Genomic DNA, 11,991 nt, shown 5'->3' with positions numbered 1-11,991 from the left:
CCAACGGCCGCGGACGCCACCACGGCCGACGGCTGCTCCCGTGTCAGCCGAAGGAGTCCAGCAGTCGCCGCATAGCGCGGTCGAAGGCTTTGTCGGGGGCTTCCGGCGCCGGTGCCTCGGCGAGGAGTGCGGCCAGGCGCGGATAGGCCCCGCTCGCCACCTCCCGCCCCAGATAGGCCGCGCGCACGGCCTGTTCCCGTTCCTCGGACCACGGCAGGGAGCGGCTGCGCTCGGCCATGGCCAGTTCATTGGCGACGGTGACCAGGGCGGTGCCGTTGACCATCGCGATCAGTTCCATCTTGGCGCCGCCCGGCACGTCCAGCGGGGCCAGGCAGCCGAGGCAGAACTCGAGATAGCGGAGGGCGTTGGGGCTGAAGCCGTAGACGGTCGACATGACCCGGGTGAGCCACGGGTGCCGGTGCATGATGGCCCGGGTCTGGCGGCCCAGCGCCAGCATGTCCGCCTTCCAGTCACCGCTGGGCGCGTCCGGCAGCTCGTACTCGCCGCTCACCGCGTCGACCATCAGCTCGTACAGGTCGGCCTTGCCGGTCACGTAGTTGTAGAGCGACATCGTGCCGCAGCCCAGCTCGGCCGCCACGCGCCGCATGGACACGCCGTCGATGCCGTCGGCGTCCGCGATCCGCACCGCCGCCGCCGCGATGTCGGCACGGCTGTGCGCCGGCCTGGGGCCACGGCCCGTCCGCTCGGGGCGCGCCCAGATCACTTCCGGTTCGGCCGCTCGGCCCGCCATGGATCATCACCTCGCCCACCATCGTAGTTACGTACAGCGTACGTAGTGAGGTACGGTCGACCCATGACAACTACGTACGCTGTACTTAGTGAGGGTCTGGAGAAGCGCTACGGAGACGTCCGCGCCCTGCGCGGCCTCGACCTCGCCGTCCCCGAAGGCGCGGTCTGCGGGGTGCTCGGACCGAACGGCGCCGGCAAGACCACCGCCGTGCGGGTCCTGACGACGCTCACGGCACCCGACTCCGGCAGCGCCCGGGTCGCGGGCCACGACGTGGTCCGCGAGCCCGCCGCCGTACGCCGCCGCATCGGCGTCACCGGCCAGTACGCCTCCGTCGACGGCGAGCTGTCGGGCGCCGAGAACCTGCGGCTGTTCGCCCGGCTGCTGCGCGTACCGCGCTCCCGCGCCGACGAACTCCTGGAACGGTTCGGCCTGACGGGCGCGGCCGGCCGGCCCGCCCGCACCTACTCCGGTGGCATGCGCCGCCGCCTGGACCTGGCCGCCGGCCTGCTCGCCCGGCCCGCGGTGCTGTTCCTGGACGAGCCCACCACCGGCCTGGACCCGCAGAGCCGCAGCGCCGTGTGGGACGCCGTACGGGGGTTGGCGTCCACGGGCACGACCGTGCTCCTCACCACGCAGTACCTGGAGGAGGCCGACCAGCTCGCCGACGAGATCGTCCTGATCGACGAGGGACGGGCCGCCCACAGCGGGACACCCGCCGAACTCAAGGCGACGATCGGCGCGTACGCCGAGGTCGTCGTCGCCGACCCGGCCGGCCTGCCCGCCGCGGCGGCCGTCCTGGACCAGCTCACCGGCTCGCGGCCGGCCCTGGACGCGGAGACCCGCACCGCCGGGGCCGTCACCACGGACCGGACCCTCACCCTCCCCCGCATCGTGCGCGAACTCGACGCGGCGGGCGTCCTCGTCGTCGACGCCTCCCTCCGCCCGCCCACCCTCGACGAGGTGTTCCTGCGCCTCACCGCCCGGCAGGAGGCCGCCGCATGACCGCGCTCGTCCACGACGGGGCGGCCATGACCGGCCGTCACCTCCAGCGGACCAGGCGCGCCCCGGCGCTGCTGGTGCTGACGCAGACCATGCCGATCGTCTTCCTGCTCTTCTTCGGGTACGTCCTCGGCAGCGCGCTCGCCATGCCGGGCGACGCCTACCGCGCGTACCTGGTGCCGGGGATGCTGGTCGCGACGGCCGCGAACGGGGTCATGACCGGGATGTTCACCGCCGCCCAGGACTCCCACCGGGGCGTGATGGACCGCTTCCGCACCCTGCCGATGAGCCGGGCGGCGGTGCCGCTGGGCCAGGCGGTCGCCGACCTGGTGACGACCACCGCCGGGCTGGTGCCGCTGATCCTGGTGGGCCTGGCGATGGGCTGGCGGATCGAGGGCGGCCCGCTGGAAGCGGTGGGCGCCTTCGGGCTGTTGCTGCTCCTGAGGTTCGCGGCCACCTGGGCCGGGATACTGCTCGGGCTCGCCTCGCGGAGCGAGGAGGCGGCGGGGCAGCTGGGCAGCGCCACGTTCATGCTGCCGCTGCTGTCGAACGCGTACATCCCGACCGAGGGCATGCCGGGCTGGCTGCGGACGGTCGCCGAGTGGAACCCGATCTCGGCGGTCACGACGGCGGTACGGGACCTCTTCGGCAACGCGCCCGTCCCGGCGGACGCCGCCTGGCCGGTCGCCCACCCGGTGGCGGGGGCGGTGGGCTGGTCCCTGGTCCTGCTGGCGGTGTGCGTGCCCCTCGCCGTGCGCAGGTACGCGGCCTCTGACCGGTGACGGGCCGACTGCCGGCTGCCGGCTCCCCAGGAGGGGGTGACAAAGGTGGCACGTACACGATAGGCACGGCTGCATGAGCACACAGCCGCTGCCCCTCCCCCTGGAGGGCATCACCGTCGTCGCCGTGGAGCAGGCCGTCTCGGCGCCGTTCGCCACCCGCCAGCTCGCCGACCTGGGCGCCCGGGTCATCAAGATCGAGCGCCCGGACGGCGGTGACTTCGCCCGTGGCTACGACACCGCGGCGGCGGGCCTGGCCTCGCACTTCGTCTGGTGCAACCGGGGCAAGGAGTCGGTGGCGGTGGACCTGAAGGACCCGCGCGGCCTCGACGTCGTCCGGCGGCTGGTGGCCGGCGCCGACGTGTTCGTGCAGAACCTGGCCCAGGGCGCGGCGGCCCGGCTCGGCCTGGACGCGGCCACCCTGTGCGCGGCCGACGAGCGGCTGGTCGCGGTGGACATCTCCGGGTACGGGGCGGGCGGGCCGTACGCGCACAAGCGGGCGTACGACATGCTCGTCCAGTGCGAGGCGGGCCTGGTGTCGGTGACCGGGACGCCGGAGCAGCCGGTCAAGGCGGGGATCCCGGCGGCGGACGTCGCGGCGGCGATGTACGCCTTCTCGGGGGTGCTGGCCGCGCTGCTGCGGCGGGCCACGACGGGACGGGGCGGGCCGGTGGAGATCTCCATGCTGGAGTCGCTCGCCGAGTGGATGGGCCACCCGCTGCACCACGGGATGCACGGGGGTGGGACTCCGGCGCGCACGGGGGTCGCGCACGCCGTCATCGCCCCGTACGACGCGTACCCGACCGCCGACGGGGGGCAGGTGCTGCTGTCGGTGCAGAACGACCGCGAGTGGCGGCGGCTCGCGGAACGGGTGCTCGGGCGGCCGGAGCTGGGCGACGATCCGGCGTACGCCACGAACACCGCGCGGGTGGCGCACCGGGAGGAGACGGACGCGGTGGTGGGCCGGGCGCTGGCCCTGCTGGGGACGGCCGAGGCGGTCGGCCGCCTGGAGGCGGCGGGCATCGCGTGCGCCCGCCTCAACACGGTCGAGGACGTGGCGGCGCACCCGCAGCTCGCGGCGCGGGACCGCTGGCGGGAGGTGGGCACCGAAGTGGGGCCGCTGCGGGCCCTGCTGCCCCCGGTCACGCTCCCGGGCGGTCCGGAGGCGCGGATGGGCGCGGTCCCGGCCCTGGGTGAGCACACGGACGCGGTGCTGCGGGAGCTGGGCGTGCCGGACGACGAGCGGGCGGCGCTGCGACGGGAGGGCGTGGTGGCCTGACGGGGCGGGGCGGCGGCGACGGGGGCGGTCGGCGGGTGACGGCCGGCGGTACGGCCGGCACGTTGCGGACGGCACGTCACGGCCGACCGGTTACTCCGGGTGACGGCGGGCGGGTGAGCCCGCCGGGGCGGTGGGCCGCCCCGGTCAGGCGTGGTTGCCGAAGAGCGAGCGACGCAGTCGGCGCAGTGGCGCGAAGAGCCTGACGCGCGCGCTCTTGCTCGTGCGGGTGTGGGCGACATCACGCGTCGTCAACTCCCGCATGAGCAGCGTGGCTTCGGCCGCCTCACGCTGCGGGACGGCCGGGCCGCCCAGCACCGAGAGATGACGGTCGAGGCGCGTGCTGGTCGCGCTGCTCCCGCATGTGATCGCAGGCACCCGAGGCCTGCTGCGCACCGTTATCTGTTCCATGTCACTCCCCACCCGTACGAGGGCACCCGGCCGCTGCAGATTAACCCTATCGTCCCCGCATCACACTCGTGTATCCCGGTGGCGGGATTCACCACACATGTACGAGGGTTGACGACTACCCTCCGAATACGAGCTGTATCAGCGCGAGTTGAACGGGTGTCCCATCGGGGGCCGCCCACCGGCGGACCCCAACGGGACGGTGCCGCGGGGCCCTTACAGCGCGGCCCTGAAGGCGGGCAGGTATCCGCCGGACTGTCCGGCGGCGGTGGGGTGGTAGGACTCGCCGATGTTGAGCCAGTTGACGCTGTGCAACCAGGACGCGCCCGAGCAGATCTCGTGGCCGGTGAAGGCGGGGACGACGTCGGCCCAGGTGTAGCCGTGGTCGGCGGCGCGCTTGGCGGTCGCCGCGTTGAGGTGGTCGGCGCCGCTGTTGATGGCACGACGCTCGTTCTCGCTCAGACCGGCGAGGCAGCTGCCGCCGATCTTGTAGAAGCGGGGGTAGCCGAGTACGACGACCTCGGCCGAGGGCGCCTTGGATCTGATCGCCGAGTACACCGAGTCGAGCCGGCCGGGCAGGGTGGTGTCGACGTACCGCTTCGCCTCGTTGACGCGGGCGATGCAGGTGGCCTCGGACTGGAGGACGCAGGTGGTCATGACGTCGGCGAACCCGGCGTCGTTGCCCCCGATGGTGACGGAGACGAGGTCGGTGGCGGAGGACAGCGGGCCGAGCTGGCCTGCCGTCACATCGTTCGTACGGGCGCCCGAACATGCGGTGAAGGCGAAGGACGAGGGGGAGTTGGCGGCGGCCCAGAGCCTGGGGAAGGCCTTGGTGCTGCGCTTGCAGTCGCCGCTCGCGCCGTCGTAGCTGCCGGCGCCGACCCCGGAGGAGTAGGAGTCGCCGAGGGCCACGTAGTCGAGGGCTGCGGCCGACGAGTCGGCCTGCGCCGCGCCCGCCCCGGTGAGGGTCAGGACGGCGCCGAGGAGCAGTGAGGTGGGGAGTGCCGCGGCTCGGGACAGTTTCATGGAACCTCCCTTTAGCAGGCTTTCTGCCTGAAAAGTTCGTAGCATCTTGCGGTGTCCATGCCAATATCCGCGCGTGGCGGTCAGCTGACGCCCAGTCGAAGTCTGCTCACGCTCGAGGCCGGATATCCGGAATTGTGGGGGCAACTCACCCGTGCGGCGGTTCCTTTGGCGAGACGACGCCACCCGGTCCGCACGCCGCCCGCCCGACTGGTTCGAACACGCACATAAACACCGTGCGGGGAGAACGGGTGTGCCCGATCATGGGGCGCATGTCTGCCAACCCTCATGAGGCCCTGCCGATCCGGCTCACCGTCGACGACAGCGACTCCCCCGCCGACGTCGTCGACGCGCTGTTCCTCGGGCGCTTCGCGACGGGCGAGCAGCCGTACGCGCACAGCGCGAACCTGGACCGCGTCAAACCCGGCGCGACCCTGCTCCCGCCGGGTGCCGAGGTGCTGCGCACCGCCCGTGACGACGACCGCAGCGCCACGCTCGCCCAGGGCGACGGCTGGACGCTGCTGGTTTCCCGCTGGAACCGGGGCGCCGACGTGACGGTCACCGCCACCGGGGCGGACCTGGCCGAACGGGTGCTGAAGCAGGCGACGGACGGGGCGAAGGACGACCCGGAGCCGCAGCCGGACAACGTGACCATGGGCTTCTGGTACGTGTCGCCGCGCCGCGGCCCGCACCGCACGACCCGGCGGATTGCCGCCGGCTCGTGGGAGGAGGTGCGGCCCAACTACACGGCCCCGGTGGCCGGGGCGATGGACCGGCTGATGAAGGTCACGCCCGACGACATCGCGGGCCGGTTGCTCCTGCTGCACGGCCCGCCCGGCACGGGCAAGACGTCGGCGCTGCGCACGCTGGCGCGGTCGTGGCGGGACTGGTGCCAGGTGGACTGCGTGCTGGACCCGGAGCGCCTGTTCAACGACGTCGGCTACCTGATGGACATCGCGATCGGCGAGGACGAGGGCACGGCGAACGGCCGGTGGCGGCTGCTGCTCCTGGAGGACTGCGACGAGCTGATCCGCGGCGAGGCCAGGCACACGGCGGGCCAGGCGCTGTCGCGGCTGTTGAACCTGACGGACGGTCTGCTCGGGCAGGGCCGCAACGTCCTCGTCGGCGTCACCACCAACGAGGACCTCGAGCGCCTGCACCCGGCGGTGGTCCGCCCCGGCCGCTGCCTGGCCCGCATCGAGGTCGGCCCGCTGACCCGGGCGGAGGCGGTGACGTGGCTCGGCACCGAGGAGGGCGTCGGACGCGACGGCGCGACGCTGGCGGAGCTGTACGCCCTACGACGCGGCACGGGCCCCGCGTCCATCCCGGACCAGACCCACGGCGCGGACGCGGGGCTGTACTTGTAGCCGGGTCGCGGGCGCGCGGGGACGGGTCGGCGGGCCTGACGCCGCTCCCGCCGCCGGTCGCCTTCCGACCGCGGGCCCCCGCGGGGAAGACACGTACCCGGCTCAGTCCCCGTACGCGGCGCGCAGTGCGTCCGTGACGGCGGCCTGTGCGTCGGCGCGGGTGAGGCCGAGGCGGCGGGCCTCGGCGGCGTACGCGGCGGCGGCCGTGGCCGCCTGGCGGGCGGCGGCGTCGCGGGCGGCGGCGACGAACGTCCCGGCGCGGCCGCGCGTCTCGATCACCCCGTCGGTCTCCAGCACCCGGTAGGCCTTGGCGACCGTGTTGGCGGCGAGGCCGAGCTCCTCCGCGAGGCCCCGGACGGTCGGCAGTTTGTGGCCGACGGGAAGCCGGCCCGACCGGGCCTGGTCGGAGATCTGCGCGCGCAGCTGTTCGTAGGGGGCGGTGGAGGAACCCGCGTCGATGGAGATCTTCAAGGTCACGGGCCGATTGTCCCCCAGACCGGGGAAATTGGGAGGCGTTCGCGTGGCGCCGCGCGTACCGTGCGGCTCCATGACTGTGATCGTGCGGGACTTCCGCCCCGAGGACGCCGAGGCCGTGAGCAGGTCCCGGCAGGCGTGCATACCGTTCCAGGTGGCGACGCCGCGTTCGGTGCTCTTCGACGTCGACAACTTCAACCCGGCGGCGAAGTTCCGCCTGCTGGTCGCCGAGAAGGACGGTGAGGTCGTCGGGACGGCCTACGTCGGCGTCGCCTACGACAGCAGCGAGCCCGGCCAGGCCTACGCCACCCCGCACGTCCACCCCGACCACCGGGGACACGGCGCGGGCGGCCTGCTGCTGCGGACCGCGGAGGAGCACCTGGCGGCCGAGGGCGCGACCTCGCTGTACGCCTATGTGATGGACGAGCCGGGCAGCCTGGGGTTCGCGGAGAAGCGGGGCTACCGGCCCACCCGGTCCTCGCACTTCCAGCGCCTCGACCTGACGGGCACGGACCTGCCCGAGCTGCCCGGGACGCTCCCGCCCGGCGTCGCGCTGCGTACCGCCGCCGACTACGAGGCGGACCCGCGCCCGATGTTCGTCGCCGACGCGGAGGCGACGGCGGACGAGCCGAGCGACATCGCCACGGACTTCGACGACTACGAGGACTGGATCCGCCACACCTGGAACAACCCCCTGCTGGACCGCGACCTCTCGACGGTCGTGACCGTGGACGGTGAGGTGGCGGCCTACACCGCCGCGTTCACGGACGGCGGGACGCGGTACGTGTCGGGCATGACCGGCACGCTGCGCGCCCACCGGGGGCGGGGCCTGGCGAAGCTCGCCAAGACCGACTCGCTGCGCCGGGCCCGCGCGGCGGGCTGTACCGACGCGTACACCTGCAACGACGGTGCGAACGGCCCGATGCTGGCGATCAACAAGTGGTTCGGGTACGAGGTCTGCGCGACGGAGGTCCGGCATGTCCGCACGCTCGGTTGAGGTGCGTCTCGTCAAGGCCGGGCGGACGAAGATCTCGTACCCGGCGGACGTCGTGGCCGACGACGGTGTCCGCCTCACGGTCCGTGCCCCGTGGGCGGCGGACGGGGTGCGGGACTTCGGCTTCGTGCGCTTCGAGCCCGGCGACGTGTTCACCGAGCACTACTGGCGGAACCGGTGGTACGCGGTGAAGGAGGTGCGCGGCGGGGACGGCGCCCTGAAGGGCTGGTACTGCGACGTCACCCGGCCCGTCCTCGTCGGCCGGGACGCGGTGGTCGTGGAGGACCTGGACCTCGACCTGTGGGTGTCCGCGGACGGCACCGAGGTCCTGCGCCTGGACGAGGAGGAGTTCGCCGCGAGCGGGCTGGCCGACCGGGACCCGGCCGCGGCGACGGCGGCCCGCGAGGCCCTGGACGCCCTGGAGGCCCTGGCCCGCGCGGGCCGCCTGCCGGGGGCGAGTCAGGCGACCGGCTTGCGGTAGTGGACCCGCTCGGGGTCGTCCGCGGTGCGCGGCTCGTCGACCTCGTACCCGTACCGCGCGTACATGGCCTGGTTCTCCCGCATCAGCCGGTGTGTCAGGAGCCGCACCTCGGGCAGGCCCAGCTCGCGGGCCCGCTCCTCCACGAAGGCGAGCAGGCGGCGGCCGAGGCCGGTGCCCCGCACCTCCGGGTGGACGGCGACGTTGTCGAGGTACAGGTGGTCGGCCCCGGTTCGCAGGACCACGAGGCCGACCGCCGGGTCGCCGGCGACGAACACCCTCCCCGCGGCGACCTCCGCCGCGTGGTCGGCCTCCATCGGGCCCGGCACACGGCCGATCCGCTCGATGTAGGGCTGGTAGGCCGCGTCGGTCACGGCCTTCACCCGGGGAACGTCGCCGGCGGTCGCCGGGCGGATGCGATGGTCGGTCATGCCGACACGTTACGGCGGCGGGTCACCGCCTTCTTCAGCAGCGGCCAGGCCAGCAGGACGGCGATCACCGCGTAGACGGTCACCGAGAACGGGGTGTTCACCAGCCCGGTGACGCTCCCGTCGCTGATCTGGAGCGCGCGGCGCAGCTGCTGTTCGGCGGCCGGGCCGAGGATGACGCCGATCACGGCGGGCAGCACCGGCAGGCCGTAACGGCGCATGCCGAACCCGATGAGGCCGATGAGCAGCAGCAGGACCAGGTCCAGCGCCTCGCCGCCGACCGCGTAGGCGCCCGTCGCCGCGAAGAACAGGATCCCGGCGTACAGGTAGGGGCGCGGGACGCGCAGCAGCTTGGCCCAGACGGGCGCGAGCGGCAGGTTCAGCGCGAGGAGCAGCACCATCCCGACGAAGAGGGAGGCGATCAGGCCCCACACGAGGTCGGGTTCGCGTTCGAAGAGCAGCGGGCCGGGCTGGATGCCGTACTGCTGGAAGGCGGCGAGCATCACGGCGGCGACCGCGGTGGTGGGCAGGCCGAGCGTCAGCATCGACACGAGGGTGCCGGCCGCGGAGGCGGAGGCGGCGGACTCCGGTCCGGCGACGCCTTCGATGGCGCCGCGCCCGAACTCGTCCCGGTGCTTCGACAGCCGCTTCTCGGTGACGTACGACAGGAACGTGGGAATCTCGGCGCCGCCGGCCGGGATGGCGCCGAAGGGGAAGCCGATCAGCGGCCCGCGCAGCCATGGTTTCCAGGTGCGCCGGACGTCGTCCCTGCCGAGCCAGGGCCTGCCGACGGGGATCGCGTCGGCGCCGCCGCGCCGCAGGTGTGCCGCGACCCACAGGGCCTCGCCGATGGCGAAGAGGCCGACGGCGACGATGACGACGTCGATGCCGTCGGCGAGCTGGAGCGAGCCGAAGGTGAGGCGCTGCTGGCCGGTCATCTGGTCGAGCCCGACGAGGCCGAGGGTGAGGCCGACGAGCAGCGAGGCGAGCCCGCGGATGCGGGACGAGCCGAGGACGGACGTCACGGCGATGAACGCCAGCACCATGATGGCGAAGTAGTCGGGCGCGCCGATGTCCACGGCCAGCGCGGCGACGGTCGGGGCGAGGGCGACGAGCAGGACGGTGCCGATGAGGCCGCCCGCGAAGTGTCCGCCCGCGGCCGCGGCGAGGGCCTGGGCGCCGCGGCCCGCCTTGGCCATCGGGTTGCCCTCGATGGCGGCGACGACGGCGGCGCTCTCGCCGGGGGTGTTGAGCAGGATGGACGTGGTGGAGCCGCCGAACATCGCGCCGTAGTAGATGCCGGCGAACATGATGAACGCGCCGGTGGGTTCGAGGCCGTACGTCACGGGCAGCAGCAGCGCGACCGCCATGGCCGGGCCGATGCCGGGCAGGACGCCGATGGCCGTGCCGAGGAGCACCCCGATCGCCGCCCACAGCAGGTTGACCGGTGTCAGCGCGGTGCCGAAGCCGTCGACGAGGGACGTGAACGAGTCCATCAGAGCACTCCCGTCAGGGGGCCGCCGGGGAGCGGGACGCCCAGGAGGTGGGTGAAGACGAGGTAGGTGGCGAGGGAGAGGGCGGCCGCGATCAGCGGGTCGCGGTCGGGGCGGCGGCTGCCGAGGGCGTACGCGGAGCCCCAGAAGATCAGCGCGCCGGCGACGGGGAAGCCGGCCGGGCCGATGAGGACGGCGCCGCCGAGGAACACCCCGGCGAGCAGCAGGACGGTGCGCCAGTCGCCGGGTTCGGACAGGTCGACGTCCTCGCCGCCCTCGGCCTCGCCGCGGCCGCCGCGCAGGACGTCGACGGCGAGGAGGACGGCGACGGCGAGGAGGCCCGTGCCGACGACGACGGGGACGGTGGCGGGGCCGACGGGGCCGCGCTGTCCCGCCGCCACGTCCATCGTCAGCGCGTCGGTGAGGACGAGGACGCCGAGGAGGAGGAGCAGCAGGCTGACGCCGAGTTCGGAGTGTTCGCGCAGCCAGGCGCGGCGTGTGGTGCTCGGTGTGCCAGGTGTGCTCACAGTCCCAGCTCCTTCAGGACGGAGTCGACGCGTTCGTCCTGCTCGTCGAGGAAGTCGCCGAACGCGTCGCCGGACAGGAAGGCGTCGCTCCAGCCGTTCTTCTTCAGGGAGGCCCGCCACTCCTTCGACGCGTGCAGCTCCTCGACGAGGCCGATGAGCTTGTCGCGCTCGGCGCGGGTCAGGCCGGGCGGGGCGACGATGCCGCGCCAGTTGGTGAAGTCGGTGTCCAGGCCCGCCTCACGGAGGGTCGGGGCGTCGAGCCCGGGGACGCGCTTGGGGCCGGTGACGGCGAGGAGACGCAGTTCGCCCGCCTCGATCTGGTCGAGGTACTCGCCCACGCCGGAGACCCCGAAGGCGACCTTGTTGCCGAGGATCGACGCGAGCAGCTCGCCGCCGCCGTCGAAGGGGACGTAGTTCACCGACCGGGGGGCTATCCCGGCGGCCTGCGCCATCAGCATGGGCGCCAGGTGGTCGGGTCCGCCCGGGGACGACCCGCCGCCGACGGGCAGCCCCGCCGGGTCCTTCTTCCAGGCGGCGAGCAGGTCCTGGACCGTCCGGTACGGGGAGTCCTTGGCGACGACCACGATGTCCTGCTCCTCGGTGAGCCGGGCGATGGGTGTGGTGTCGGCGAGGGTCGCCGGGGTCTTGTTGGTGTGTACGGCTCCGACGACGCCGAGGCCCATGGACATGGCGAGCCTGCCGTTGCCGTGCTCGCCGACGAGCCGGGTCAGGCCGACGGTGCCGCCGGCGCCGGGCAGGTTGAACACCTCGACGTCGTGGGTGAGCCCGGCGTCCTCGGCGTTCCTGGCCGCGGTGCGCGCCGTGATGTCGTACCCGCCGCCGGGGGTGTTGGGGACCATGAACCGCAGGCCGGGGATCTGGGTGCCGGTGCCGGAGCCGCTGCCGGGTGCGAGCAGCGGCGGCCCCACGAGCACCAGCAGCGCCGCCCCGAGCAGGGCGAGGGGGGTGCGCAATCGCACGTGTGCCGCCTTTC

14 protein-coding genes are annotated in these 11,991 nt (G+C 73.6%); 6 read left to right on the top strand and 8 right to left on the bottom strand.

The window, feature by feature from the left end; translation table 11 throughout:
• Positions 1–43: 43 nt before the first annotated feature.
• Positions 44–751, bottom strand: a complete 708-nt coding sequence (locus EIZ62_RS26365; protein ID WP_156695166.1) for a TetR/AcrR family transcriptional regulator — start codon at positions 749–751, stop codon at positions 44–46.
• A gap of 63 nt (positions 752–814) precedes the next feature.
• Here EIZ62_RS26365 and EIZ62_RS26360 point away from each other — a divergent pair, with 63 nt between their 5' ends.
• The 3 genes from EIZ62_RS26360 to EIZ62_RS26350 all read left to right on the top strand — a co-directional run bounded on the left by EIZ62_RS26360 (position 815) and on the right by EIZ62_RS26350 (position 3,808).
• Positions 815–1,753 carry an ATP-binding cassette domain-containing protein gene (locus EIZ62_RS26360; RefSeq protein ID WP_156695165.1) on the top strand — a complete coding sequence of 313 codons (939 nt, stop codon included), beginning with the start codon at positions 815–817 and terminating at the stop codon, positions 1,751–1,753.
• Positions 1,750–2,532, top strand: coding sequence for an ABC transporter permease (locus EIZ62_RS26355; protein WP_156695164.1), 783 nt, complete (start codon positions 1,750–1,752; stop codon positions 2,530–2,532). The genes EIZ62_RS26360 and EIZ62_RS26355 overlap by 4 nt, the downstream gene beginning before the upstream one ends.
• Before the next feature lie 73 nt (positions 2,533–2,605).
• A complete protein-coding gene (locus EIZ62_RS26350; RefSeq protein WP_156695163.1) occupies positions 2,606–3,808 on the top strand; it encodes a CaiB/BaiF CoA transferase family protein in 1,203 nt (400 codons plus the stop codon).
• 144 nt (positions 3,809–3,952) lie between these two features.
• On the opposite strand, the gene EIZ62_RS26345 is transcribed toward EIZ62_RS26350, so the two are convergent.
• Both EIZ62_RS26345 and EIZ62_RS26340 read right to left on the bottom strand, forming a co-directional pair.
• Positions 3,953–4,216 carry a hypothetical protein gene (locus EIZ62_RS26345; protein WP_156695162.1) on the bottom strand — a complete coding sequence of 88 codons (264 nt, stop codon included), beginning with the start codon at positions 4,214–4,216 and terminating at the stop codon, positions 3,953–3,955.
• Positions 4,217–4,429: 213 nt separating this feature from the next.
• On the bottom strand, positions 4,430–5,239 hold the full coding sequence (locus EIZ62_RS26340; RefSeq protein WP_156695161.1) for an SGNH/GDSL hydrolase family protein: 810 nt from the start codon (positions 5,237–5,239) through the stop codon (positions 4,430–4,432).
• A 260-nt stretch (positions 5,240–5,499) separates the two neighbouring features.
• Here EIZ62_RS26340 and EIZ62_RS26335 point away from each other — a divergent pair, with 260 nt between their 5' ends.
• Entirely contained in the window at positions 5,500–6,603 is a 1,104-nt protein-coding gene (locus EIZ62_RS26335; protein WP_208828056.1) for a DUF5925 domain-containing protein, read from the top strand.
• Between the two features lie 102 nt (positions 6,604–6,705).
• Here EIZ62_RS26335 and EIZ62_RS26330 read toward each other — a convergent pair whose 3' ends face one another.
• Positions 6,706–7,080: a GntR family transcriptional regulator gene (locus EIZ62_RS26330; RefSeq protein WP_208828054.1), complete on the bottom strand. Its 375-nt coding sequence runs from the start codon at positions 7,078–7,080 to the stop codon at positions 6,706–6,708.
• Between the two features lie 70 nt (positions 7,081–7,150).
• Between EIZ62_RS26330 and EIZ62_RS26325 the strand changes: the two genes are divergently transcribed.
• Together EIZ62_RS26325 and EIZ62_RS26320 are read left to right on the top strand one after the other, a co-directional pair.
• On the top strand, positions 7,151–8,074 hold the full coding sequence (locus EIZ62_RS26325) for a GNAT family N-acetyltransferase (protein WP_156695158.1): 924 nt from the start codon (positions 7,151–7,153) through the stop codon (positions 8,072–8,074).
• The gene (locus EIZ62_RS26320; protein WP_156695157.1) at positions 8,055–8,552 is read left to right on the top strand and encodes a ribonuclease FAU-1 family protein; all 498 of its coding nucleotides are present in this window, start codon (positions 8,055–8,057) and stop codon (positions 8,550–8,552) included. The genes EIZ62_RS26325 and EIZ62_RS26320 overlap by 20 nt, the downstream gene beginning before the upstream one ends.
• Here the strand turns inward: EIZ62_RS26320 and EIZ62_RS26315 are convergent.
• From EIZ62_RS26315 to EIZ62_RS26300, 4 genes are read right to left on the bottom strand one after another with little or no spacing between them, the layout of a single operon-like run.
• Positions 8,531–8,980 (bottom strand): GNAT family N-acetyltransferase, encoded by a 450-nt coding sequence (locus EIZ62_RS26315; RefSeq protein ID WP_156695156.1) that lies wholly within the window; start codon positions 8,978–8,980, stop codon positions 8,531–8,533. The genes EIZ62_RS26320 and EIZ62_RS26315 overlap by 22 nt on opposite strands.
• On the bottom strand, positions 8,977–10,473 hold the full coding sequence (locus EIZ62_RS26310) for a tripartite tricarboxylate transporter permease (protein WP_156695155.1): 1,497 nt from the start codon (positions 10,471–10,473) through the stop codon (positions 8,977–8,979). The genes EIZ62_RS26315 and EIZ62_RS26310 overlap by 4 nt, the downstream gene beginning before the upstream one ends.
• Positions 10,473–10,997 carry a tripartite tricarboxylate transporter TctB family protein gene (locus EIZ62_RS26305; RefSeq protein WP_156695154.1) on the bottom strand — a complete coding sequence of 175 codons (525 nt, stop codon included), beginning with the start codon at positions 10,995–10,997 and terminating at the stop codon, positions 10,473–10,475. Before EIZ62_RS26305 ends, EIZ62_RS26310 begins: the two co-directional genes overlap by 1 nt.
• Complete coding sequence (locus EIZ62_RS26300) at positions 10,994–11,977, bottom strand: Bug family tripartite tricarboxylate transporter substrate binding protein (protein ID WP_156695153.1); 984 nt, start codon at positions 11,975–11,977, stop codon at positions 10,994–10,996. Before EIZ62_RS26300 ends, EIZ62_RS26305 begins: the two co-directional genes overlap by 4 nt.
• Positions 11,978–11,991: the final 14 nt, after the last annotated feature.

Source organism: Streptomyces ficellus (genome assembly GCF_009739905.1).
Lineage (GTDB): Bacteria > Actinomycetota > Actinomycetes > Streptomycetales > Streptomycetaceae > Streptomyces > Streptomyces ficellus_A.
The sequence above is the reverse complement of the archived record's forward strand: the minus strand, read 5'-3'. Positions and strand labels throughout refer to the sequence as shown.

Bases quoted from the DNA above. Each gene is read 5' to 3' on its own strand.
- EIZ62_RS26365 (WP_156695166.1), bottom strand. From the start codon at position 751: ATGGCGGGCCGAGCGGCCGAACCGGAAGTGATCTGGGCGCGCCCCGAG.
- EIZ62_RS26360 (WP_156695165.1), top strand. From the start codon at position 815: ATGACAACTACGTACGCTGTACTTAGTGAGGGTCTGGAGAAGCGCTAC.
- EIZ62_RS26355 (WP_156695164.1), top strand. From the start codon at position 1,750: ATGACCGCGCTCGTCCACGACGGGGCGGCCATGACCGGCCGTCACCTC.
- EIZ62_RS26350 (WP_156695163.1), top strand. From the start codon at position 2,606: ATGAGCACACAGCCGCTGCCCCTCCCCCTGGAGGGCATCACCGTCGTC.
- EIZ62_RS26345 (WP_156695162.1), bottom strand. From the start codon at position 4,216: ATGGAACAGATAACGGTGCGCAGCAGGCCTCGGGTGCCTGCGATCACA.
- EIZ62_RS26340 (WP_156695161.1), bottom strand. From the start codon at position 5,239: ATGAAACTGTCCCGAGCCGCGGCACTCCCCACCTCACTGCTCCTCGGC.
- EIZ62_RS26335 (WP_208828056.1), top strand. From the start codon at position 5,500: ATGGGGCGCATGTCTGCCAACCCTCATGAGGCCCTGCCGATCCGGCTC.
- EIZ62_RS26325 (WP_156695158.1), top strand. From the start codon at position 7,151: ATGACTGTGATCGTGCGGGACTTCCGCCCCGAGGACGCCGAGGCCGTG.
- EIZ62_RS26320 (WP_156695157.1), top strand. From the start codon at position 8,055: ATGTCCGCACGCTCGGTTGAGGTGCGTCTCGTCAAGGCCGGGCGGACG.
- EIZ62_RS26315 (WP_156695156.1), bottom strand. From the start codon at position 8,980: ATGACCGACCATCGCATCCGCCCGGCGACCGCCGGCGACGTTCCCCGG.
- EIZ62_RS26310 (WP_156695155.1), bottom strand. From the start codon at position 10,473: ATGGACTCGTTCACGTCCCTCGTCGACGGCTTCGGCACCGCGCTGACA.